Here is a 23,773-nt window from a genome sequence, read left to right as displayed (position 1 = left end):
TCCAACGTCGATGACATACCAATCGGCCGCTTCAATGCGCGTCACTTTCGCAGGTGGACACACCTGAGCGCTCACTCTCGAGTGCAGCAAAATACGGGCCCACCACTGCGCGCGAGCGTCGAGCAGAGCACCGAGAAGAAGTCCCGAACACGCGGCGCGCCAACCGCCGGCACGACGACGCCCGGTGCCCGGCGGCAGCGCTTCGCACGTTACAGACCGAGCAGGAATGCATCGACACAAAATGGATAGGACCGGCTGAAAGAACCTGCAGCACAATGGCGTAACCACCACCGTTCGGCTTATACGCTACCGCCGTACACCTTGGCAAAACGAACGGTCAGTACGCGGCGAAAATCACATACTTTACAAAGTCTTTGGAATTTTTCTGCGCCAAATATCCGCAGGTGAAAGGACTTTCGACCAGAGTCCAGAATAACCGTGTCGTCTACTATGTGAAAACTGCGAAGTAGCTGTGACGCTGGGTCACGCTCGAGGGAGGAATTGTGACCGATTCATTCAAGGACCGTTTGAACGCCTTGTACCCGGCCACAGCACCGAGACTCACCAACGCACAAGTTGTGGAAGCCCTTTCGCAACGTGGATGCAAGATTTCGACACCGTACCTCTCGCAACTCCGGAGCGGTGTGCGCACGAATCCATCGGAGCAAGTCGTTTTGGCATTGGCCGATTACTTCGGCGTAGCAGCAGAGTACTTCTTCGGCCCGACACCTCGCCAAGATCCCGAACTGATTCCGGAAGAAGACCGTTCGGTTGTCGAGGAGTTCCACGACAGCGAATTACGTTCTCTGGCCATAAAAGCGGTCGATCTCTCCCCTGAATCGCAGGACTTGCTCTCATCGATTGCGGAGAAACTTCGCTCGTCCGAAGGACTCCCGGCCGTCCCTCCGGATTGCAGCACCTACACCCCACCGTTCACTCGCGACTAGTCCGGAGCGAAGTTCAGCGAGTCAGATCAGCGAGTCAAGCGGCCCAATAGTGCCGAAGCTGTGATGATTCCGAGCAGCGCGGCCCCGATCAGCACGCCGAAGTCGACGAGGTAGTCGGTCGGCATTCCGATCAGCAGACCGCGCAGCGCTGACACCTCGTAACTCAGCGGATTGATGCGACTGAGCCACTGAACCCACGTCGGCATGAGTTCGACCGGGTACAGAGCGTTGGACGCGAAGAACAACGGCATGGTGATCGCCTGGCCGATGCCCATCAATCGATCTCGTTTGAGCACGATCCCCGCGATCGCAACCGACAGACAGGCGAAGAACGCCGAGCCGAGGACAACGACAGCCACGACGCCGAGCAGCTTGATCGGGTTCCACGTCATGCTCACGCCCAGCAGCGCCGCTACAACGACTACGACCACGGCCTGGGCGACCGCACGGATACCGGCTGCAAATGCCTTTCCGGTGACCAGCGCGGCTCGTGGCGTCGGCGTCACCATGAGTTTGGTGAGGACTCCCGCGTCACGCTCCCAGATGATCTGGATTCCGTAGAAGATCGCAACAAAAAGCGCGGACTGCGCAATGATGCCCGGCGCGAGAAAGTCGAGATACGGTACGTCGCCAGTCGGGATCGCTCGGATATGACTGAACGTCTGACCGAAGATCACCAACCAGAGGATCGGCTGGATTGCGCGCGTGACCAATTCAGATCGGTCGTGCCGCAACTTCTGAACTTCCACGAGGCAGAATGTGTAAATTCTCGAGAGCAATCGAGCAAGACTGTTGGTAGTGGGATCAGCCCAAGCGGCGCGCTGTGCGACGGGCACTGCGGACATCGTGGAGACCTCCTGACTTGCCGCCGGTGAGGTCGTCGCCGGTGTAGTGACGGAATACGTCTTCGAGAGTGGCCTCCGGCCCCAGTTCGGCGGCCAACGCGCTCGGCTCGCCCACTGCACGAAGTTCACCGTGATGCATCAACGCAACACGATCACACAACTCCTCGGCTTCTTCCATGTAGTGCGTCGTGAGCAGGACGGTCATGCCGTATCGCTTCTGCATCTCCGCCACTCGCTTCCAGACGGATTCGCGGGCAATGGGATCCAACCCCACCGTCGGTTCGTCGAGCACCAGCAGCGACGGTCGGTTCACCAGTGCCTGCGCAAGTTCGAGCCGTCGCACCATACCGCCGGAGAAGCTCGACGCGAGACGCTCACCTGAATCGAGCAGATCCACCATCTCGAGCGCTTGGTCGACGCGCTCGCGTCGTTCGGACCGCGGAACGTCGTACAGTCGCGCGAACCAGGTCACGTTCTCGCGTGCGGTCAATGCGCTTTCGATCGAGAGCTGTTGTGGCACGTACCCGAGGTAGCGCCGAATGGTCATCGCTTCGCTGCGAACGGAGCGACCGAGAATTCGAATGTCACCCTCTTGCAGAGGAAGTAACGTGTTGAGCAACCTGATCGTCGTCGTCTTTCCTGCACCGTTGGGACCGAGCAGGCCGAAGCATTCCCCCGCGTTGACGACCAGACTCAGGTTGTCCACCGCCCGATGACCGCCGAACTTGTATGTGACCGAGTCGATCTCGACCGCGGGTGCGTCGGGGTCAGGCATGTGTACTGCTCGGCTCCTCCACCACTGCGTCAGCATCTCACTGCCCCCCGCCTTCCGATCCGGCTGCTGCCAGAGCGCTCGCCAATCGAGACAGGGCCGGTAGAGCAGCCTCGATACTTGCCCTGTCCTCTGCGGTCAGAGTCGACAATGCCTGACCGACAATCACACTCCGGCGATCACGCCACACCTCGACGCGGGCGCGCGCCTCGTCCGCGAGCACCAATCGCGCGACGCGGCGGTCGGCCTCGTCGGCAACGCGTTCGATCACTCCCTCGTCGACGAGCTGCCGCACCAAGGTGGACACCGTGTTTGCCGCGACACCCAATCGCCCGGCGGCCTCGGCCACCGACAGACCCGGGTTGCGCCGTAGCAGCCTGACGAGTTCGATCTGGGCGCCGGCGAGCGGTCGTTCCGCAAACGGCCGCCCCGACGCCTTCCTCGTGCCCCGGCGCAATTGTCCGAGCGTCTCCAGGACGTCATCCGAAAGCCTGTGATCTGCTCCGATTTCATCCATACCTCACAATAGCTCTGTAACAGAGCTATTGTCGAGGAATCCGGACGCCCGGCGTTTTCAGCTCGTCCGCAACGGGTATCCCCGATTGCTTGTCCCGAGCACTCCCGCCCAGAACGGAGACGTCATGCGCAGACAGTGGTTGTTCGCGACGGTTGCGAGTAGCGCCCTGATCCTCACCGGTTGCTCGCCCGACGCCCTCGATTCCGGGGACAGCGCAGACAACGTCACTGCCATTGCGACGTCGCTGTCGCCACCCGCCGCCGCTGATGCACCCCTGCTGAAGACCGCCGACTCCCCACTCGGGACGATCGCCGTCGACGGCGAAGGCATGACCGTCTACGTCTACAACCCGGACGAGGAGAACTCACAAGCCGGGTCGTGCGACGAAGCGTGCCTGCGTTACTGGCCGGCGGTCACCTCGGTGACCGATTCACCCATCGTCGAAGGAATCGACGCCGTCATCGACACTGTCGACGGGCCTGAAGGATCTTTCCAGATCACCGTCAACGGCAAGCCCGTCTATCGGTACCTCGACGACAAGGTTCCCGGCGACATGCTCGGACAGAGCGTCGGCAGCCTGTGGTGGATGATCGACGCCGCCGGCAACCCTGTGTTCAAGACCGAGTAGCCCTCAGTTGTACGGCTGCCGAGCGGTTTCGGGGTCGCCGTACGTGATTGCCCGTTCCCGACGCGTTTTCGACGCCAAGGTTGCGCCCCAGTTGAGCACCGTGCTGGCGCGGTTGCGGAAACCGGCGAGGAATGCGATGTGGATGATTCCCCAGGACACCCACCCGATGAACCCGGACAACTGGACCGGCCCTGCCTGAAGCAACGCGTGGCGTCGCGAAATGTAGGCCGCGGTTCCAAGATCGCGGTACTTGAATGGTTTTCGGCTGGGCACGCCGTTTTCGACGGTTGCCGCGATCCGGGCACCGGCGTGCCGACCACCCTGCATCGCAACCTCGGCCACCCCGGCAAGTTTGTCCCGGGACATGAGGTCGCCCACCACGTAGACGTTCGGGTGGCCGGGAACGGTCAGATCGGCTTCCACCTCGATGCGGCCACCGCCGACCTGCTTCACACCCAGCGCCGTGGCCAGTGCCTCGGCGAACGGCACCGCTTCGACGCCCGCGGTCCACAAAATCGTGCGGGTCTCGTACTGCCGCTTCTCTTTTGTCTTCTTGTCCGTCGTCTCGATGCTGGTCTCGCACACGTCGGTAACGTGTACTCCGAGGTGCGTCTCGACGCCGATCCCGTCGAGAGTACGTTTGGCGGCGGCCGAGAGCTTGCGACTGAACGAAGGGAGCACCCGATCGTCGCCGTGGAAGAGCAGCACCCTTGCCTCGTCCGGGTCTATGGACCGGAACTCGTTGGTCAGCGCGTGCATTGCCAATTCGCGGATCTGCCCGGCTAATTCGACTCCCGTGGGTCCACCGCCCGCCACGGCGAAGGTCAGCCACGGCCGACGTTCTTCCGCCGTCGGGAGCGATTCGGCCATCTCGAACGCAGCAATGAGACTGCGCCTGATCGCCAAAGCGTCGTCGAGGGTTTTCATGCCAGGCGCCCATTTGATGAACTCGTCCTGGCCGTGGTACGACAGGCGCATTCCAGCCGCCACGATCAGGTAGTCGTACGGCAATTCGAAGGTCGACCCGTCGAAGCGACTGGCAGTCAGTATCCCGGCGTCGGCGTCCACCGACTTGGCCTCGCCCAGAACGACGTTCGTGTTCTTGTTGTCCTCGAGCAGATGTCGCAGCGGACTTGCGATCTGCCCTTCGGAGAGCAGACCCGTGGCGCACTGGTAGAGCAGGGGCTGGAAGACGTGGCTGGTCCCTCGGTCGATCAGAACCACCTCGACGTCGGCCTTCTTGAGCCGTCTCGCTGCGTACAGTCCACCGAAGCCGCCACCGACGATCACTACGCGGGGCTTACCGTTCGAGATGTGGATGCTCATCAGACAAACCTCGCTGTCACGGAGTTGGGCAGGAATCGTAGGGCCGCATCTATCCCTTGCCACTTCAGGCCTGGTAGCGCCGCTCGTGTGGTTTCCTTCTCGATGGCGTCGACCATGGCACTGACGCCTTCGTCCAGACTGGCCATGAGCGCTGCGTCGTCGCCGGCGCCGGCGGACATGTCGGTCTTGATGAAGCCCGGCAGCAGGGTGGTGACCCGAATAGGTGTGCGCGCCAACTCGATACTGAGCGCCTCACCCAGAGCCGCTACCCCGGCCTTGCTTGCCGAATAGGCCGCTTTTGGCCCGGGTAGCCCCCGATCCGCGCTTATCGAGGACACGAGAACCAGGTGTCCGGCGTCCTGCGCGCGGAAGATCTCGAGCGCAGCTTCACACTGCGACAGCGCGCCGACAAAATTCGTCTGCGCTGTTGCAAGATTCGCGTGCGCTTTTCCGGTTCCGATCTTGGCGCCCTTGCCGAGCCCGGCGTTCACGATCACCCGGTCCAGGCCACCCAACTCGTCGCGCAGCTCACCGAAAACCCGGACGACGGAATCGTGTTCGGTCACATCGAGTTCGCGCACTGCGACGCTGATCGACGGGTACTGCGCCACCAACTCCCCTCGCAGCGTGTCGAGACGATCCGTCCGCCGGGCACACAGCGCGAGGTCGCGACCGGCCGCGGCGAATCTCCTGGCCATCTCCTCCCCCAGACCCGAACTGGCACCGGTGATCAAAATCTTCTGCCGCGTCATGGGTGCAACTGTAGCCACCATCGAGCTCTCGTACCCGGCAGTAACCGAGCGAACTCGGACCGATCCGGCATACCGTGGAGCAATGACCGACGAATTCGATGTCATCGTGATCGGCGGTGGGCCCGCCGGCGAGAACGCCGCCGCATACGCCATCGCCGGAAGTAATCGCACCGCCGCAATCGTGGAACACGAACTGGTCGGTGGTGAATGCTCGTATTGGGCCTGTATGCCCAGCAAGGCACTACTGCGCCCGGGGCAGGTCCTCGAGGCGGCCGACGCCTTGCCCGGGATCCCGGCCGGACCGCTGGACGTCGATGCCATTCTGAAACGGCGCGACTCGTTCACCCACAACCACGACGATTCGTCCCAGGTCGACTGGGCAACCTCCGCGGGCATCACCGTGATCAAAGGCCACGGGGTCATCGACGGCGAGCGAGCAGTGACCGTCGACGGGACCCGTAAGCTCCGTGCCCGCCAGGCCGTCGTACTCGCCACGGGAACGACCGCCACCGTCCCGAAGACACCGGGATTGCGCGAGGCACTCCCGTGGACCTCGCGCGACGCCACCAACCTGCACGAGGTTCCGTCGCGAGTGGCGGTCATCGGCGGCGGAGTGGTCGCAACTGAGTGCGCAACGTGGTTGTCGTCGTTCGGCGCTCACGTGACGTTGCTCGTGAGGGGCGATGCTCTGTTGAAATCAGCAGAACCGTTTGCCGGAACGATGGTGGCCGAAGCACTCGGCGCCCGCGGTGTGGACGTTCGACTGAGCACTGCCGTCAACTCGGTCTCACGCCCCGATGCCAAGGACACCGGCGAAGGTCACATCCACGGTGGACCCGTCAGCATCGAGACATCGTCCGGCGTGATCGAAGTCGACGAGGTCATCGTCGCGGCGGGCCGCGGGCCGACATCTGCCGATCTCGGCTTGTCCGTCATCGGCCTCGAGGACGGCAAGTACGTCACCACTGACGATCACCTCTGTGCCCAAGGTGAGTGGCTCTACGCCGTCGGCGACATCAACGGTCGTTCTCCCCTCACCCACATGGGCAAGTATCAGGCGAGAGTCTGCGGAGACGTCATCGCCGCGCGGGCCGAGAGCCGCGGACTCAGGGGACCTCGGTACACGGCGTCGGCGGACAACGGACAGGTCCCCCAGGTGGTGTTCACCTCACCCGAAATCGCCTGGGTGGGACGCACCGAGAAGAAAGCTCGCGACGACGGCTACGACGTCGAAGTCGTGGAGATCGAACTCGCCGTCGCGGGATCTTCGCTGCTGCGCGACGACTACTCGGGGCGCGCGAAGTTGGTGATCGACAAGGCCACCGACGTGATCCTCGGCGCTACCTTCGCCGGGCCCGAAGTATCCGAGCTGGTGCATGCGGCGACAATCGCGGTCGTCGGCGCCGTACCACTGGAAACTCTCTGGCATGCGGTGCCCTCGTATCCGACGGTCAGTGAAGTCTGGCTTCGATTGCTGGAGGCTCGCCGCTGACGCGCTCCCGAAGTACGTATAGTCGCGACATGGCGTCCGACATACTTGTGACCACGGCCGACGGCACCCTGCGCGGCCGCCGGGTGGGAAAACTTCGTGCCTGGCGCGGAATTCCCTACGCCCGGCCGCCGGTCGGAACACTGCGTCTGACGCGACCCCAGCCGGTCACGCCGTGGACCGGAGAACGCGACGCGACCAGGTTCGGCGACGCGTCTGTCCAACACAAGAAGGGGCTGTTGCTCGCGCCCGGGAAGTACCAGCCGAGCAGCGAGGACTGCCTGACGCTCAACGTGCTCGCCCCCGCGAACACCGGCAATACTCCGCGTCCCGTCATGGTTTTCATCCACGGTGGGGCAAACACCATCGGGACCTCGGCCACCGGCTTGTACTCGGGCGTGTCCCTCGTCGAACGCGGCGACGTCGTCTACGTCTCGATCAACTACCGACTCGGCGCTCTGGGCTACCTCGATTTCACCCCGTTCTCCACATCCGAGCGCGTATTCGACTCCAACCTCGGACTGCGCGATCAGGTCGCGGCCCTGCAGTGGGTGCAACGCAACATCGCCGCCTTCGGTGGGGATCCTGAAAAAGTCACGATTTTCGGTGAATCCGCCGGAGCCACCGCCGTCACCACCCTGATGGCGACTCCGGCCGCCAAGGGACTCTTTGCCGGCGCTATCGCCGAGAGTTCGGCTCCGGATCTGGTCTCGAGCACGCAGCGATCGCATGCCTGGGGCGCGCGTTTCGTCGAGATCCTCAATTCCGGCCTACCACCCGCGAAGGCCCTGACCTCGGCGACAGCCGTCGAATTGGGCAGAGCCGGAAGCAGACTGGGCGCCGAGGTACTCGCGAACACACCTGGACTACATCCCTTCGGACCGGTCGTCGACGGCGACTTCCTGCCGCGCTCCCCCTTGGACGCATTCAAAGAAGGATCGGCACACCAGGTGCCGATGATCATCGGCACCAACAGACGGGAGGGGACGCTGTTCCCGAAGGTGCTCGACGCACTTCCGACCAACCCGTCGCGCATCGACACCATGTTTGCCCTCACCGATCCCGAGGCCGGGAAGCGCATCCTCGCAACCTATCCCGGCTACCCGGACGAGCAGTCCGCGATCGACGTCGGCGGAGACGTCACGTTCTGGCACCCGTCCGTGGAGTTGATGCAAGCGCACGCACAATCAGCGCCGACATACGCCTACCGATTCGACTTCGCGCCGACGATGATGCGCTGGCTCGGCCTCGACGCCACACACGGATTCGAGATGTTTGCAGTCTTCGGCATCGGTGACACCCTTGTCGGGCGCGGCCTCACCCTTCCCGGCGGTCGACGCGGACTGCGCGCAGTCACCGAATCTGTTCAGGGACACTGGCTTCACTTCGCCGAGCACGGCTCGCCGCGCGGATCGTGGCCGCGCTACGAGGGGCAGGAGCGTCGGACCATGATCTTCGACGAGATCGTCCGCGTCGAGAACGATCCCAGACGTGAACAACGCTTGGCCTGGGCGGGATACAGCGGTTACCGTAGCCACGGCACCGACATCTCCCTACCGTGACGAGCCCCCTCGAGATCACTCTCGATTCCGGGGTCGTACGCGGGCGCCTCGATCGAGGACTGCGCACCTGGCGAGCAATCCCCTACGCAACGGCCCCGACCGGTCCTTGGAGATTTCGCGCACCGCAGCCGGTCGAGGCTTGGCATGGTGTCCGCCCGGCGGAAGCATTCGGCTCTCCGTCTCCGCAGCGCAAGAGCAACTTCGACGAGAACTCACTCTTCGTCAATGTCGTGGCCCCGCAGGTACCGTCGGATTCGTTGCGACCGGTCATGGTCTTCATTCACGGCGGCGCGTACAACGGCGGGAATCCGTCGACGCCCATGTACCGCGGAACGAGCCTGGTCGAACGTGGCGACATCGTCTACGTCTCGATCCAATATCGTCTCGGCGCGTTGGGCTACCTCGATTTCAGTGAATATTCCACTGCGGAACAATCATTCGAGACGAACCTCGGATTGCGCGATCAGATCGCCGCGCTGACGTGGGTCCAACGCAACATCGCCGCTTTCGGTGGCGACCCGAACGCCGTCACCGTCTTCGGTGAATCGTCCGGCGCCAACGCGGTCACCACTCTGATGGCAACGCCGGCGGCACGAGGGCTGTTCGCCCGGGCCATCGCTCAAAGTCCGCCGGCTGCTTCGGCATACGGAAAAGAGCGAGCGCACCGTTGGGCACGCGAGTTCCTCGAGATCGCACAGGCTCCGGATGCCGATCCGGCATCGTGGCTGCGCTCCGCTTCGGTGAAGGACCTGGTCGATGCCGGCGAAGAACTTGCGCGCCGCGGCGCGGACGAAGAACCCGGAACGCGGGCATTTGCCCCCGTGGTGGGTGACGACGTCCTTCCCGAACACCCGCTCGACGTGTTCGCCGCCGGACGCGCCCACCCCGTTCCGCTGCTCGTCGGTTCGAATCTCCACGAGGGAAGAATCTTCCCGCGCGTTCTCGACATCTTGCCTACCGACCCGGTTCGGATCGAGAAGATGTTCTCCCACACCACCCCTGAAGTGAAAGCACGTGCGCTCGCGGCGTATCCCACGTATCCGCACCGGTTTGCTGCCGCAGATCTCGGCGGCGACATCACGTTCTGGGAGCCCGCGATACTCTGCGCACAGGGTCATTGCCAGGTAGCTCCTACCTACAGTTACCGCTACGATTTTGCGCCTCGCCTGCTCAGACTCATCGGCATGGGCGCTACCCACGCCACCGAATTGCTTGCGGTCTTCGGGCGTTCGGATGCACTCACCGCGGCCTTGACAGCGGTCGGTGGGCGCCGCGGACTGACTGCGGTGACCTCCACCATGCAGCGCCACTGGATCCATTTCGCCCGCCACGGAGTGCCGGACCGGGATTGGCCCGCCTACTCCGTACCGGAGCGGCAAACAATGATCTTCGACGAGACGTCCCGAGTGGAGAACGACCCGATGGGTGAGCGTCGACGGGCTTGGATCGGCTACGAGCACAGGCGCTGAAGCCCGATCAGAAGAACTGGCCTTTCACGAAACCTGCGAGTAGGACGGCAAATCCGCCCACCTCGCCGAGAATCAGCAGAAACATCCCGAGGTGCAGGGGCGGACCGGCGGACTCGAACTGATTGTCGGTGTCCTTCATCGCACCGTGAGCGATGTAGCTGAATATCGCTGCGAGAAAGAAGAACACGACCACTGCGGCACTGGTCAGGTTGATCCACGTCGGCCACGCACTGATTTCGACGAACACCGCGATCAGCAGCGTCGCAAACGAGTACATCAGGGCAGCGCGGTGTGCGATGTCGACATACGGATGGGCGAGGTGATTGTCCGAAGTGGCCATCTGTCGGTATTTCCAGATTCCCAGGCACAGGGAGAGAAGGAAGATCAGACCGGCCGCGAGAAGCGTCAGTGTCGTGTCGATCCCCAGCGTCATCTGCCCACCCCGCAGTGCGTTTCCAGCGAGTCACCGCTGGGTGATCCAGCCGAAGGCTTGTCGTAGACGACAACCAGCACCACCGCACGATCCGCCGACACCGACCGCATCCGGTGCGGCGTATTCGCGTCGAAGTACAAGCTGTCGCCGGCGTCGAGGTGCATCGTCTGCCCGGGGATTTCGAATTCTACGGATCCGGAGTGCACGAACACGAACTCCTCTCCCGTGTGGTCCATGAACTTGGGACCCATCACCGAGGCCGGATGAACCACGAACGGCTGCATGGCCTTTCCGACCAGTGAGGGCGCGATCGGATCGTAGACGGAAGACTGCACGGAGTTGGCCGGGTCGATCACGCGGTCCTTCGCGCGCACGATCGTCATGGCATTTCCCTCCATACTGTCCGAGAACAGTTGCCCCACATCGGCGTCGAGCACACGCGCAATCTTGAGTGCCACCGCGATCGACGGGGTACTGATACCCCGCTCGACCTTGGAGAGATAGCTCTTCGTCAGACCGGTCTGCTCGGCCAGGCCCTCGAGCGTCAGACCGGCGCGACGCCGATGTGTTCGCAAAAACGCTGCCATTCGGTTCCCCTCACGAGACTTTGTGTCATCACCCTACCAATACATTGACCTGCGGCGATCAGCGATGCAGGAATCGAGGGTTGCGCATTTCCGTCCTATATGACACTTTGTGTCTTATAGGTGACTGAATGTCATTGATTTCCGGGTCCCGAGAAAGGCACACCCCATGACCGACACGATGCATGCGAGCAAGCAGGAACTCATGGCCACCGCCGAGACGAAGATGCTCACCGAAGTAACGACAGGTAGTTGGACTCTTCGACAGAAGATCGCACTGACCTGCCGGGCACTGTCGGACGCCGGCCACGACTCCGGCCTTGCCGGACAGATCTCCGCCCGCGGTGGGCAGCCAGGAACGTTTGTCACACAGCGACTCGGCCTCGGGTTCGACGAGATCACCGAGGACAACCTCCTGCTCGTCAACGAGGATCTCGAAGTCCTCGACGGGGAGGGCATGCCGAACCCCGCCAACAGGTTCCACAGTTGGATCTACCGCGCACGACCCGACGTCAACTGCATCGTCCACACACACCCACTACATGCGACGGCGCTGTCGATGCTCGAGATTCCCCTCGTCGTCTCCCAAATGGACATCGCGCCGCTCTACGACGACTGCGCATTTCTCGCCGACTGGCCCGGGGTTCCCGTGGGAAACGAGGAGGGCGAGATCATTTCGGCTGCACTCGGCGACAAGCGGGCAATTCTGCTCGCCCACCACGGCCAACTCGTCGTCGGCAACACGGTCGAAGAGGCATGCTCTCTCGGGCATCTGATCGAGCGAGCGGCCAGACTGCAGTTGCTGGCGATGGCTGCCGGAGACATCAAGCCGCTACCGCCTCGCCTGGCGAAGGAGGCACACGATTGGACACTGACTCCTCGGCGCAGCGAGGCGAACTTCGCTTACTACGCCCGTCGCGCTCTCCGCAATCATCCCGACACACTGACCAACTGACTTTTGTTTCCCACCAACAGAACTGAGAGCCTCATGAGCAGCACCATCAAGGGAATCGTCGCCTATCCCATCACCCCGTTCGACCGGGACACCGGAGCATTCGACCCCAAGCCGCTACACACGCTCCTCGACAGCATGATCAGCAGTGGTGTCGACGCGATAGCCCCACTCGGCAGTACCGGCGAGAGCGCCTATCTCGACGATGCAGAGTGGGAGACGGTCGCTCGGGAGACTGTCGACTACGTCGACCGCCGAGTCCCCACCGTCGTCGGAGTGTCGGATCTGACGACGGCGGGAGCACTCCGCCGAGCATCGATCGCGGCAGACGCCGGAGCCGACGCAATGATGATCCTCCCCACGTCGTACTGGCATCTGGGTGAGCAGGAGATTCGTGAACACGTCACCGCGGTGGCCGATTCCGTCGACATTCCCACGATGATCTACAACAATCCGGCCACCACCGGGATCGACATGTCGCCGGAATTTCTCGTCGATCTCGTCTCCACCGTCGACGGCGTCACGATGATCAAGGAATCCACCGGCGACATCACCCGGATGAACCGCATCAACGAACTGAGCGGTGGCACGATCCCCTTCTTCAACGGCAGCAATCCTCTTGCACTGCAATCTTTCTCTGCCGGTGCAAGCGGATGGTGCACGGCAGCCCCGTGTCTGGCCCCCGAACAGGTGGTGCACTTCTGGCGTCTACTCGAATCCGGTGATCGGTCGGGTGCCGCCGCTGTGTTCGAACAGATCGAGCCGCTACTGAAGGTCCTCGTCAGTCGCGGACTGCCGTCGACGGTCAAAGCCGGGTTGGAATCTCTCGGCATCGACGCCGGCCTTCCCCGCCGGCCCCTGCTGTCCCTCGACGACAACACCAGGACAGCTTTGTCCGACGCTCTGTCGGTGGCTCGCGGTGTAATCGTCGCGTCGTGACCTGACGTGGGAGTGGGTTCCGGCAAGATGGGATGCACACCGACCGAAGGAGGGGCACCATGTCCGTAGATTCACGGTCTGCGAGGATCGCCGTCACCGGCGCGACCGGTCATATCGGCGGACTGGTGGCCCGGTCGTTGGCCGACGCCGGTGTCCCACAGCGGCTGATCGCACGGTCGGTCAACCGATTACCGCAGCTCCCCGGTGCCGATTCGGCCGAGACCACGTACGGGGATCAGAAGCGCGCTCTCGCGGCTCTGGCCGGAATCGACACCCTCTTCATGGTCTCGGCGGCCGAAAGCGCAGATCGTCTGGATCAGCACCGCACCTTCATCGACGCCGCAGCGGAGGCCGGGGTCAGGCACATCGTGTACACGTCTTTCCTCGGCGCTGCTCCGGACGCGACGTTCACGCTCGCTCGCGATCACTGGGTCACCGAAGAACATATCCGCGCTTCCGGGCTCGCATTCACCTTCCTGCGCGACAGCTTCTACCTCGATTTCCTACCCGCTCTCGCCGGTGAAGACGGTGTGATCCGCGGACCCGCAGGGGACGGTCTCGTCGGCGCGGTAGCGCGCTCCGACATTGCTGCCGTCGCTGTGTCGGTTCTGCAGGATCTGGATTCTCATGTCGGACAGACGTACAACCTGACCGGACGGGAGGCACTGACGCTCTCCGAGGCCGCGAGCATCATCACCGAAGTCACCGGCAAGCGAACCACGTACGTCGAGGAAACGCTCGAGGAAGCTTACGAATCGCGGGCGTCGTACAACGCACCCGCTTGGGAACTCGACGCATGGGTGTCGACGTACACCGCAATCGCGCAGGGTGAATTGGCGCTGATCACGGGCACCGTGGAGGACCTTGTCGGCCGGCCTGCGCTCACGCTGCGTGAATTCCTCACAGCAGAAACCGCCTGATGCCACCACGCAAAGCAACCACGGCACGCAAGGCTGCCGCAAAGAAGGCTGCACCGAAGAAGGCTGCACCCAAGAGGAACACGACCAGAAAGACCGCCCCGAAGAAGACTGTCGCAAAGAAGAGCTCACGCGCGACGATGCCGGATGTGCCGACTGCCGGCCCTGGTGAGAGAGTCTGGCTCCTCGACGTTCCCTTTCGGACGCCGGCGCCTGGTGCGCAGTTCGTCAAGAAATGGAAGAGCTACGCGTGGGTCGGTACGGAGTTGCCCGTAGAACTCGCTCCATTCAAGGCACTCCCCTTCTCTTATCAGCAGTGGGTAGAGGACGACATCAATGACAGCACCGGTGAACGTCCCGTTGCTGCACCCAAAATTCCTCGGCCCGAGCAGGTTTCGGGGGCTGCAGCCGTCGTCGATGCCGCTCGCGCCGGCAAACGCGGATTTCTGTTGGCAGACAATGCAGGCCTGGGTAAGACGCTGATCGCAGTGATGTCTGCCAAGACGATTGCCGAGGAGCGCGGCGAAACCAACATCCTCGTCCTCGTCGATCGACCCGCACAGATCACCATTCCGCATTGGCGCTATTCCATCGCCTCGGTGGGCGACGGTGGATTCCGCTGGTTGATCATGTCGCCTGACCAATTGAAGAAGCTGATCGCGCGAAACGGCCGCCCCAAGTACACGTTCGGTGTGGTGATTGCCGACGAGGCCCAGCTGTACAGCAACGACACACAGCGCACGGCGGCATTCGAGAAGGTCGCGCGCTTTTCGAATGCTCACGAGCAAGCGCCGTTCGTCCTGTCCGTGACGGCAACACCGGGACACACGCCGGCCGACCAGCGTTACCTGGCACCGCTTTTCGCGCAGCTGCATTCAGAACCTTCGGAGTACTGGTCCGACCTGGGCGCCAGGCTGGTCGAGTCCGGCCTTCCGCTGGACAAGTCCTACGGGAAGTGGACGTGGAGCGCAGAGGCGAAGGAATCACCTACTCTGCAATCTCGAGCGCTCGAGACCGTGCGTGGGTGGATGTCGAACAGCAAACCGCCCTTGATGATTCATCGACCGACTCCGTGGGGACCTGTTCCGCTCGACGGTATGCCGATCGACCTCACCCATGCCCAGCGCGCCGAGTACGAGACGGAGTGGGCCGAGTACGCCTACGAAATGGGATTGGCCCGCAAGAGTCGCAACATCGCGCGCGGCCGTGCGCTGGTTCTGCGCTACCGACAGAAAGCGGGCATGATCCGCGCCGAGTCGACGGCCCAGTGGGCGCAGGCGCAGGTCAAGGCAGGCAAGCAGGTGTTGGTGGCCGTCGAATTCGTCTCCACGGCAGGTGATCCACTGGTCGAGATGATCGAAGACGCCGGGATCTCGGTGGCAAAACTGTTCGGTGCGGTGCCGGACAAGGAGGGTCAACGTCTGCGGTTTCAACGCGGGGACGCACCGGTCATCGTCTTCAATGTCACGACCTCGATCTCGCTCCATGCCAACGAAGCACTCCCGGACGGCACTCACGCGTCCCCGTTGCCACGGACGGGAATCTTTCATCAACCGCGATACTCAGGGATCGCGGCAGAACAGACGTTCGGTCGGTCGCATCGCGACTACCAGACGTGCCCGTGGGTCATACCCTTCGGCGTGGGCACCAAGGAAGAGGACGTCGCCACGGTCATGTTGCGCAATCTCAATTCGGTCACAGGTCTGAAAGGTGGTGATCGATCCGGTCTGCGGTCGCTGTCCGAACTGCTCGGCGTCGAGTGGCTAGAGCCTGATGTCTTGACCTCGGAGGGTTGATCTTCCAACGACCGTCCAACGCGCACAAACGAACGGTTTCGGCGGTATGCCCCAATTCTACTCCACCAAAACCGAATTCGGCTGACCGCTTCATTCCTTTCGGGACCTTGGGACTCAGGTATCTGTGACCAGACGTGGCAGACTCTTTCGAGTCGAGGTGCACCAGCCTCGAAACAGTGCCGAGAATGCGAGGGGTCCGATGCGCAATATCTACCGGTCATTGATGCGCAATGTCGGCCATACACAATGGTTCTCGGATCTCGGCAAGGATCTGGTTCCGCTCGATCGAGCAGTGCAGAGAGTGTCGGGAGGCAAGCTCTCACTGGTCGGAGAGAACACCGTGACTCAGCTACTGCTCACCACGACGGGCCGTAAGACCGGCCGTTCTCGCACCACGCCACTCCTGTACGCACCCGACGGTGATGCGTTTGTCGTCGTCGGTTCCAACTGGGGGCAGGATACGCATCCAGCATGGACACTCAATTTGATGGCAAACCCCACCGCAATCGTGACAGTGAAGGGCGTCGAAATACCGGTCGGTGCGAGTCTGGCGGAGGGCGCCACGCGTAAGAAGCTGTGGGAGCTCGCGACCACCACGTGGCCGCCGTACGAAACCTACGCCGATCGAGCATTCGGGCGCCAGATCCGCGTATTTCGACTCCAACCTGTCAAATAACTGCTGCCGGGCGCAGGATGGGAAGGACCACCCTGCCGATCTCAGGAGCATTCGCGAATGTCCACAGCACTGACTCACGCAGAAGACACACAGATCACAGCTTCCAACGGGCGGATCGCACTGGAGCCGAACCCCCGCCGAATTCGAGCCTTCTTCGCTGGTCACGCCGTCGCAGACACCACTCGTTCGGTATACCTTTTCGAACGCGGCCGCCTGCCGATGTACTACATCCCCCTCGCGGACGTTCGTACCGAATTCCTCGTCCCGACGTCGACGACCACCCATTGCCCATGGAAAGGTGACGCCACCTACTGGACGATCGAGATCGGGGATCGCCGGGCCGAGGACGCCGTCTGGACCTACCCTGAACAGTTCGACGGTTCCCTGGATCTGAGTGAGTACGTCGCATTCTATTGGGATCGCATGGACGCCTGGTACGAGGAGGATCAACAGGTCTTTGTCCACGCCCGCGATCCATACGTACGTATCGACGCACTCCCCTCGTCCCGCCACGTCCGGGTTTTTGTCGGCGACGTACTGGTCGCCGAGACGAGACGACCCAGACTGCTCTTCGAAACCGGACTGCCCACGCGGTACTACATTCCGAGAATCGACGTTCACAGCGAGTACTTTGCGCCGTCCCCGACCACCACGGCCTGCCCCTACAAGGGCACTGCGTCGTATCTGTCGTTCACCGGCACAACCGAACTCGCTCCGATCGAGGATCTGGCGTGGTTCTATCCGTTCACTACCGCCGAAGCGTCCGGGATCGACGACCACGTGTCGTTCTATCCCGAACGCGTCGGCAAGATCCTGGTGGACGGTGCCGAAATCTGAAAGGTGCTGGAGCCGAGAAGGTGTGGGTGCCTACCCCACTGCAACAGGGGATTCCGGGATTCGCAGTTCAGCCGTCTCCAGTCGGCGATCATGCACCCACACCATCGCCGTTGCAACGGAGAAGACCAACCCGGCGATGCATACTCCGTTCCAGCCGTACGACTTCCACACCACTGACCCCACCGCCGAGCCCACGGCAGCACCGACGAAGTAGGTGGTCATGTACACGGAATTCACACGCGAACGCGCTTCGGGGACAAGGGCGTAGATCACGTTCTGGTTGCTGACGTGCACTCCCTGCAGCGCGAGGTCGGCAAGGACGATGGCAACGAGAAACCACACCACGTGGGTGGCACCGGCGACAAAGGGAAGCCATGACACCAAGAGAATCGCGATGGCGCCGCCGGTCGCCAGCTGACCCAATCCCCGATCGGCCAGTCTGCCCGCCACCGTCGCCATCAAAGCTCCCGCCACACCGAGTAGTCCGACCAAGCCGATTTGAGTGTCGCTGTAGCCGAATTCGCCGGACAGAAGAAAGGCCATCGTCGTGAAGACGGTGCTGACAGCAGCAAAAGCCAGTCCGCCCATGGCCGATCGGGTTCTCAGGCGCGGCAAGGTCGCAGCCAACTTCCCTACCGAAGCGAGCGTTGCGCGGTAGCTTGCCTTCGGGCGATCTGCGGAATCGGAAGGCAGAGATCGCCACAATGCCACGGCCATCACCACCATCAGCACCGCCGCAACCTTGTATACCGTCGACCAACCTCCCAGTCCGGAGAGGACGCCGGCAACGCTGCGCGCCAGCAGGATTCCGATCAGCAGTCCGCTCATGATCGTGCCGACCACCTGACCGGACCTCTCAGGTTCGGCCAGTGAGGCGGCAAACGGAATGAGCACCTGGGCGGCGACCGAAAAGACTCCAGCGACAGCGATTCCCACTGCCAGCGTGGCAAAGTTGGGCGCAAATCCGCTGACCGCTTGACCGGTCGCCGCCAGCAGCATGAGCCCTACCGTCAGCTTGCGTCGGTCCACCATGTCGCCCACCGGAACCAGAAGTATCAATCCGAGTGCATACGCGACCTGCGCGATGGTCACCGTCGCGGCCGCTGCGGAGGCCGACACATTCAGGTGATCTGCGATGGAATCGAGGAGTGGCTGGTTGAAATAGTTACCGCCCGCGCACAGGCCCGTCGCCGCAGCCATCAGTAGCACTATCGGTAGTCCGAGCCTCGGACGCGCGTCGCTTGAAATCATGTCGTCAAGCATGACCGCCTACACCGACGCGCGTCCAATAGATAGATATGCATGATCTATCTCCAGAAACGATAGATTGGTGCAATGGAACTACGTCACATCCGCTACGCCCTGGCAGTCGCGGAAGACAGACACTTCAGCCGAGCAGCGTCGCGGTTGCACGTTTCCCAGTCCGCCTTGAGTGCCCAGATCAGAGACCTCGAAAAGGAACTGGGAGTCGAATTGTTCAACCGGAACAGCCGAAACGTCGGCCTGACTGCTGCAGGCGAGGTTTTTGTCGCCCGCTCCCGCGAGGTACTCGGCGCCGTGTCGAGACTCGTCAGTGATGTCTCGGCACGGAGCAACGAGCAAGTGCGGTTGACGGTCGGCACCATCACCTCGGCGGGGCGCGTCGACGTCGGACGCGCGCTGGCAGATCTGACACGGCGCCACCCTGCAATCAACATCACCGCGCGACCGTACGGCAGTGAAGTAGTTATCGAGGGAGTCCGGTCCGGTGCAATCGACGTCGGCATTGTCGGATTGGCCGCAGGTCGCCTACCCAAGAGCTTTGCCGCCGCACCGCTGTGGAGTGAACCCACCGCAGCGTTCGTTGCTCCTGACCATCCCTTCGCCCAGGCTTCGTCGATCAGGCTCGAAGACCTACGCGATCACACTCTCGTGGACTTCGCCTCCGGCAGCGAGGCCCGTGTCCAAACCGACCAAGCCTTCGCCGAATCACAGGTCCCTCGGGGAAAAACACTTGAAGCCAACTCGGTAGACCTGATCTGTTCACTGACCGCCAACGGCCTGGGCGTAGGTTTGCTCCCCCAGTCCATGAGCGCCCTGCACCCCGAATTGGTCTGTATTCCGATCACCGATGCGCCGCATCGGATCGTCCACGCAATCACCGAACCCACCCATTCGTCGGCGCTCGCCCGCGAGTTCGTCGAACTACTCGCAGCGCAGTTCGCTACTTGAGCAGTTTCGACATTCGCCTGTCCGCCAACGGTTTACCGCCGGTCTGGCACGTCGCGCAGTATTGAAAAGAGCGCTCCGCGAACGACACTTCGCGTACGACGTCACCGCACACCGGGCACGGAAGTCCGGTACGAGCATGCACTCGCATCCCCGAGCGTTTCTCACCTTTGAGCCGGGCCGCGTCCTGACCTTCCGAACGCTCGATCGCGTCGGCCAGCGTAGATCGCATCACGGCATACAACGTCGAAATCTGATCCGGCGTCAGCCGCGACGAGGTCGCGAAAGGCGAGAGTTTCGCGGTGTGGAGGATCTCGTCCGAGTAGGCGTTCCCGATACCGGCGATCAACGACTGCTCGACTATCGAGTTCTTGATCCGCGCCGACGTTCCGCCCAGAATCTGTGCGAACTCGGCTTCGGTCACGGCCATCGCGTCCGGCCCCAACCGGGCGATGCCCGGAACCTCCTGCGGATCGTTCACGACCCAGACGGCGAGGCGTTTCTTGGTGCCGGCTTCGGTGAGATCGAATGCCGGCGTCAACCCTTCGGGTGTGAAGAAATGAACGCGCAGCGCCAACGGCCCCTTCCCCGGCTTCGGCGGCGTCGCCGATGGATTGTCCAGCCAGCGCATCCAGCCGGCACGGGAGAGATGCGTGACCAACCACAACCCGTCGCAATCCAGAGCCAGATGCTTCCCGAAGCGGGCGGCGCCCGTGACGTCACGCCCCTGCAGAGCGGTGATCGGCGGATCGAAGGTCTTGAGCACACTCAATGCAGCGATGTCGACGCGTCCCACCACTGCGCCGACCGCGTGCTGACGAAGGAACCCTGCCAGCGCTTCCACCTCGGGTAGTTCAGGCATGGCAACAGACTAACGCCGACCACGGACACTCACAGCGCGCTCAGTCCGTTTCCGTCTGCAGCACCACCGAATGCCCACCGCGTGCCTTCGCGGAGTACATCGCCCGATCCGCTCGCCGCAGCAGAGTCGGGTAGGTGACCAGCGCATCATCCGCTGATTCGAAAGGCCCTGCGATCTTCGCGATTCCGACGCTCATCGCCACCTCGGGATGATCGGGCGAGGTGATCGTCGAACGGAGTAGCTCATGTTCGAGTCGATGGAACGAGCGTTGATCGACCGAATCGACGATGACGAACTCGTCGCCGCCTATCCGTGCGATCAAGGCCGCCGGGCCGGCGCATTCGACCAGTCTCGATCCGACTTTTTCGATCACGGCGTCACCGACGGTATGTCCGTACTCGTCGTTGATGGCCTTGAATCGATTGATGTCGACGGCGGCGACTACCAAGAGCGCCGAGTGCGTGTACGACCGCTCCAGCAACAGTCGTACTTCGTCGGCCAGTCCCCTCCTGTTGAGCAGTCCCGTCAGTGGGTCCAATTGCGAGTTCAACGCGTCGGTGCCGAGGATGGAGAAAATGAACTGACAGGCAAAGGGAATCACGTAGATTGCCGCGCCGACCAGTACTACCAACGCGACCAGAACCGGAACATCCACATCGTTTTCGACCACGGCCGTACGTGTCACGATGCCGATGACCACGACGAATACCCACAACATGTGAAGGCTCTGTATTCGAGCATTGTGGAAGAACGCGATGTATCCGCCGATCACCGAGAACATCACGGCGTGTGCCAGTGCTGCAAGTGGATTGGAGTACAGCAGCATTGCGGCCGCTATTCCCACTTCCGAGTAGAGCACAAAGGCGTAAGACCAGGAACGGGAGAGATTTCGCCTCGTCGAGAGGGCGACGGCCATCATCACGGTTATGACCATGATGACTGCGTTCGCGGAGCGCGCGTGCGCAGTGGTCGGTCCCTGTGGACTGAAGCGAGTGAGGAACATGATCACGGTGACCAGTACCAACGAGCAGACGACGAGAAACCGCGAGGCGACGGTCAACCCTTTGTCCGCGAGATAGCGATTGAAGGTGTCGAATTGGTCCGGACGCCGATACCAATCGACAAGTTGAGAAGAGATCAGCCGGAACGCGGGACCCGAGAGCGGTCGTCGAGACGCCACGGCGTCCGAACGCTCAACACTCTCGGCAGATTCCATAGTGTCAGGGTAATCCAGTCAACTCCCCGCAATCAGACAATTTTCACTGTTTGCCGTCCCACATCACAACCTGATCGCCGCCGGCGGCCTTCGCGCGGTACATCGAGGCATCGGCTACTCGAAACAATTCCGTCAACTCCTCGTCGGAAATAATCGACGACCATTCGGCAGAGGTGATCGCGACTCCGACGCTGGTGGTCACTACCGGATCACGATCGTCGATTCGCAAGTGCCTTCGCAGATTGTCTTCGAACGCAGGCGCTGCGCCGACGTCTATCGTGTCTACCAACACGAACTCGTCCCCACCGAATCTGGCGAAGAGCGCCTTCTCGCCGCCGCACCACCGCAGTCGATCAGCAATCTGGCGAAGTACGAGATCGCCTTCTTCGTGCCCCTGTGAGTCGTTGACGCTCTTGAACGAATCGACATCGACAATCGCGACGACATACGACGACTTGCTCGACGCATGCCCCGTCGCCCCCATTTCGACAACAGCTCGCTGCAGCCCGCGCCGATTCAGAAGCCCTGTCAACGGATCCACATCCGAACTGTCCGCGTCGGAGCCGAGAAGTGAGAGGACGAACTGGCAGGCGAACGGGATGACCACGATCCCGGTGGCGATGATCAGGCACAGTGCTGTGGCCAACGCAGGATCCGCGTAGACCGCAACCTTTCGGCCGACCACTGCCAGAACCACGATGGACAGCGCGATGTGAACCGCCTGGAGTCTCGCGTTGTGAAAGTACGCGATGTAACCACCGATCAGTACGAAGAGCACACACTGGATCAACCCGATGAAAGGGTCGTTGTTCAAGAACACACCGACGAATACGCCGACCTCGCAGTAGGCGACAAAGAAGTACGACCACCGACGCGTGATTTCGGGCAGAAGGCAGAAGAGCACGATCACCGCAATCGTGACGGCGATGATAACGGCGTTGACGACGCTGGTGACGTGGTTGTGCACGCCCGCGTCGCTGAAGCGCAGCAGAGTCATCGCAATGATGACCGTCGTCAGCGAGCCGATGACCAGCAATCGGACAGCTAGCTCCAGGCCCTTCGTGGCGAGGTATCGATTGAAACTGTCGAATTGATCAGGACGCCGATACCACTGAACCAGAAGGTCGAAAGCCGACTTCACAGCTGATTTTTCACGGCCACGCGGCGCGGGCAAAATCGACTGCAGTCGGTCCTGCCCGAACGATGTCATGCGCAGATCATAGGTGCGCAGACCGTCGTTCGGGATCAAGAGTGCAGGATCAAGGCGGCAAATTCGGGGTCGGTTGTCAGCGCCGAACGAGGTACGTATCCATGATCCAACCGTGCTTCTCACGCAACTCCGCCCGGCAAGCGACGATCCGATCTTCGACGTCACGCAGTTTGCCGGAAATCAACTCCTCGTCCGGGGTCCCGAGGTACGCGCCCCACCAGATCTCGGCGTCGTTTTCGCTTACCTGAGTGAAGGTGCAATGCGCGTCGAGCATCACGACGGCATTGTCCACGCCGTCGGGCAATCCCTCGGCCAGTTTGCGGCCGGTCGTGATGTGGATGGGTTCGCCGATTCGGTTCAGGACGATCCGGTGTTGTGCAGCCAGCGACTGCACGCTGGTGATTCCCGGGATGACGGAGTAGTCGAACGAAACTCTCCCGCGAGCGAGCACGCGCTCGACGATCCGCAGAGTGCTGTCGTAGAGGGAAGGGTCACCCCAGACGAGAATCGCGCCGACGCCAGGTTCGGCCGCGAATTCCGCTTCGAATTTCGCGGCCCGACGCTCGTGCCAGTCCTCGACGACGCCCTCGTAGTCGGTCGGGGTTCGGTCCCGCGGCGGGTCCGTGATCTCGACCACCTTGTAGTCGAGGTGAACGTGCTCGTCGAGGATGCCGGTGCGCAAGTCGACCAGGGCCTGCTTCTCGTCACCCTTTCCGATGATGAAGAAGGTATCGGCCCTGTTCATAGCCTTGATCGCCTGAACCGTCACCTGGTCGGGATCACCAGCACCGATACCGATCACCAAGAGTTCGCGCATGTGCCGAGGCTATATTGCC

General features: G+C 62.2%; 24 protein-coding genes. 12 read left to right on the top strand and 12 right to left on the bottom strand.

From position 1 onward, the window contains the following. Positions 1–503: 503 nt before the first annotated feature. Positions 504–947 carry a helix-turn-helix domain-containing protein gene (locus ACN50D_RS17990; RefSeq protein ID WP_003946341.1) on the top strand — a complete coding sequence of 148 codons (444 nt, stop codon included), beginning with the start codon at positions 504–506 and terminating at the stop codon, positions 945–947. Positions 948–973: 26 nt separating this feature from the next. Here the strand turns inward: ACN50D_RS17990 and ACN50D_RS17985 are convergent, their stop codons facing one another. From ACN50D_RS17985 to ACN50D_RS17975, 3 genes are read right to left on the bottom strand one after another with little or no spacing between them, the layout of a single operon-like run. Then, complete coding sequence (locus ACN50D_RS17985; protein WP_007727621.1) at positions 974–1,792, bottom strand: ABC transporter permease; 819 nt, start codon at positions 1,790–1,792, stop codon at positions 974–976. Further along, positions 1,752–2,567 (bottom strand): ABC transporter ATP-binding protein, encoded by an 816-nt coding sequence (locus ACN50D_RS17980; RefSeq protein ID WP_371698823.1) that lies wholly within the window; start codon positions 2,565–2,567, stop codon positions 1,752–1,754. The genes ACN50D_RS17985 and ACN50D_RS17980 overlap by 41 nt, the downstream gene beginning before the upstream one ends. 37 nt (positions 2,568–2,604) lie before the next feature. Further along, positions 2,605–3,081: a MarR family winged helix-turn-helix transcriptional regulator gene (locus ACN50D_RS17975; protein ID WP_042449048.1), complete on the bottom strand. Its 477-nt coding sequence runs from the start codon at positions 3,079–3,081 to the stop codon at positions 2,605–2,607. Between the two features lie 124 nt (positions 3,082–3,205). Between ACN50D_RS17975 and ACN50D_RS17970 the strand changes: the two genes are divergently transcribed. Continuing rightward, a complete protein-coding gene (locus ACN50D_RS17970) occupies positions 3,206–3,709 on the top strand; it encodes a hypothetical protein (RefSeq protein ID WP_019744765.1) in 504 nt (167 codons plus the stop codon). 3 nt (positions 3,710–3,712) lie between these two features. Here ACN50D_RS17970 and ACN50D_RS17965 read toward each other — a convergent pair whose 3' ends face one another. Both ACN50D_RS17965 and ACN50D_RS17960 read right to left on the bottom strand, forming a co-directional pair. Beyond that, positions 3,713–5,035, bottom strand: a complete 1,323-nt coding sequence (locus ACN50D_RS17965; protein WP_211920721.1) for an NAD(P)/FAD-dependent oxidoreductase — start codon at positions 5,033–5,035, stop codon at positions 3,713–3,715. Further along, positions 5,035–5,787, bottom strand: a complete 753-nt coding sequence (locus tag ACN50D_RS17960; protein ID WP_019744767.1) for an SDR family oxidoreductase — start codon at positions 5,785–5,787, stop codon at positions 5,035–5,037. The genes ACN50D_RS17965 and ACN50D_RS17960 overlap by 1 nt, the downstream gene beginning before the upstream one ends. 82 nt (positions 5,788–5,869) lie before the next feature. On the opposite strand from ACN50D_RS17960, the gene ACN50D_RS17955 reads away from it, so the two are divergent. The 3 genes from ACN50D_RS17955 to ACN50D_RS17945 are packed head-to-tail and all read left to right on the top strand — an operon-like array spanning position 5,870 to position 10,307. Next, positions 5,870–7,279, top strand: coding sequence for a dihydrolipoyl dehydrogenase family protein (locus tag ACN50D_RS17955; protein WP_042449247.1), 1,410 nt, complete (start codon positions 5,870–5,872; stop codon positions 7,277–7,279). Between the two features lie 29 nt (positions 7,280–7,308). Continuing rightward, positions 7,309–8,838, top strand: a complete 1,530-nt coding sequence (locus tag ACN50D_RS17950; RefSeq protein WP_003946388.1) for a carboxylesterase/lipase family protein — start codon at positions 7,309–7,311, stop codon at positions 8,836–8,838. Continuing rightward, entirely contained in the window at positions 8,835–10,307 is a 1,473-nt protein-coding gene (locus ACN50D_RS17945) for a carboxylesterase/lipase family protein (protein WP_064443896.1), read from the top strand. Before ACN50D_RS17950 ends, ACN50D_RS17945 begins: the two co-directional genes overlap by 4 nt. A 7-nt stretch (positions 10,308–10,314) precedes the next feature. Here ACN50D_RS17945 and ACN50D_RS17940 read toward each other — a convergent pair whose 3' ends face one another. After that, the gene (locus tag ACN50D_RS17940; RefSeq protein ID WP_054188822.1) at positions 10,315–10,740 is read right to left on the bottom strand and encodes a hypothetical protein; all 426 of its coding nucleotides are present in this window, start codon (positions 10,738–10,740) and stop codon (positions 10,315–10,317) included. Continuing rightward, the gene (locus ACN50D_RS17935) at positions 10,737–11,327 is read right to left on the bottom strand and encodes a helix-turn-helix domain-containing protein (protein WP_003946400.1); all 591 of its coding nucleotides are present in this window, start codon (positions 11,325–11,327) and stop codon (positions 10,737–10,739) included. The genes ACN50D_RS17940 and ACN50D_RS17935 overlap by 4 nt, the downstream gene beginning before the upstream one ends. A gap of 166 nt (positions 11,328–11,493) precedes the next feature. Here ACN50D_RS17935 and ACN50D_RS17930 point away from each other — a divergent pair, with 166 nt between their 5' ends. From ACN50D_RS17930 to ACN50D_RS17905, 6 genes are all read left to right on the top strand, one after another. Next, a complete protein-coding gene (locus ACN50D_RS17930) occupies positions 11,494–12,279 on the top strand; it encodes an aldolase (RefSeq protein WP_030534888.1) in 786 nt (261 codons plus the stop codon). A 33-nt stretch (positions 12,280–12,312) separates the two neighbouring features. Next, positions 12,313–13,215 carry a dihydrodipicolinate synthase family protein gene (locus tag ACN50D_RS17925; protein ID WP_007727643.1) on the top strand — a complete coding sequence of 301 codons (903 nt, stop codon included), beginning with the start codon at positions 12,313–12,315 and terminating at the stop codon, positions 13,213–13,215. 59 nt (positions 13,216–13,274) lie between these two features. Continuing rightward, entirely contained in the window at positions 13,275–14,135 is an 861-nt protein-coding gene (locus tag ACN50D_RS17920; RefSeq protein ID WP_054188823.1) for an SDR family oxidoreductase, read from the top strand. Further along, on the top strand, positions 14,135–15,928 hold the full coding sequence (locus ACN50D_RS17915) for a DEAD/DEAH box helicase family protein (RefSeq protein WP_050655573.1): 1,794 nt from the start codon (positions 14,135–14,137) through the stop codon (positions 15,926–15,928). The genes ACN50D_RS17920 and ACN50D_RS17915 overlap by 1 nt, the downstream gene beginning before the upstream one ends. Before the next feature lie 199 nt (positions 15,929–16,127). Then, positions 16,128–16,604: a nitroreductase/quinone reductase family protein gene (locus ACN50D_RS17910; protein ID WP_003946395.1), complete on the top strand. Its 477-nt coding sequence runs from the start codon at positions 16,128–16,130 to the stop codon at positions 16,602–16,604. A gap of 57 nt (positions 16,605–16,661) precedes the next feature. Beyond that, a complete protein-coding gene (locus ACN50D_RS17905; RefSeq protein WP_050655572.1) occupies positions 16,662–17,441 on the top strand; it encodes a DUF427 domain-containing protein in 780 nt (259 codons plus the stop codon). 30 nt (positions 17,442–17,471) lie between these two features. Here ACN50D_RS17905 and ACN50D_RS17900 read toward each other — a convergent pair whose 3' ends face one another. Beyond that, positions 17,472–18,704, bottom strand: coding sequence for an MFS transporter (locus ACN50D_RS17900; RefSeq protein ID WP_042921334.1), 1,233 nt, complete (start codon positions 18,702–18,704; stop codon positions 17,472–17,474). 72 nt (positions 18,705–18,776) lie between these two features. On the opposite strand from ACN50D_RS17900, the gene ACN50D_RS17895 reads away from it, so the two are divergent. Then, positions 18,777–19,652 (top strand): LysR family transcriptional regulator, encoded by an 876-nt coding sequence (locus ACN50D_RS17895; protein ID WP_007727651.1) that lies wholly within the window; start codon positions 18,777–18,779, stop codon positions 19,650–19,652. Here the strand turns inward: ACN50D_RS17895 and ACN50D_RS17890 are convergent. From ACN50D_RS17890 to cobF, 4 genes are all read right to left on the bottom strand, one after another. Next, positions 19,645–20,511, bottom strand: coding sequence for an Fpg/Nei family DNA glycosylase (locus tag ACN50D_RS17890; protein ID WP_007727653.1), 867 nt, complete (start codon positions 20,509–20,511; stop codon positions 19,645–19,647). The genes ACN50D_RS17895 and ACN50D_RS17890 overlap by 8 nt on opposite strands. 40 nt (positions 20,512–20,551) lie before the next feature. Further along, positions 20,552–21,727, bottom strand: coding sequence for a sensor domain-containing diguanylate cyclase (locus tag ACN50D_RS17885; protein ID WP_054827286.1), 1,176 nt, complete (start codon positions 21,725–21,727; stop codon positions 20,552–20,554). 43 nt (positions 21,728–21,770) lie between these two features. Further along, positions 21,771–22,937, bottom strand: a complete 1,167-nt coding sequence (locus ACN50D_RS17880) for a GGDEF domain-containing protein (RefSeq protein WP_223304416.1) — start codon at positions 22,935–22,937, stop codon at positions 21,771–21,773. Positions 22,938–23,013: 76 nt separating this feature from the next. Further along, entirely contained in the window at positions 23,014–23,754 is a 741-nt protein-coding gene (gene cobF / locus ACN50D_RS17875) for a precorrin-6A synthase (deacetylating) (RefSeq protein WP_047272582.1), read from the bottom strand. Positions 23,755–23,773: the final 19 nt, after the last annotated feature.

The organism is Rhodococcus sp. SB1D (assembly GCF_048573875.1).
Classification (GTDB): Bacteria; Actinomycetota; Actinomycetes; order Mycobacteriales; family Mycobacteriaceae; genus Rhodococcus_F; species Rhodococcus_F qingshengii.
Note: the sequence above shows the minus strand (reverse complement) of the source record. Positions and strands in the feature narration are given on the sequence as shown.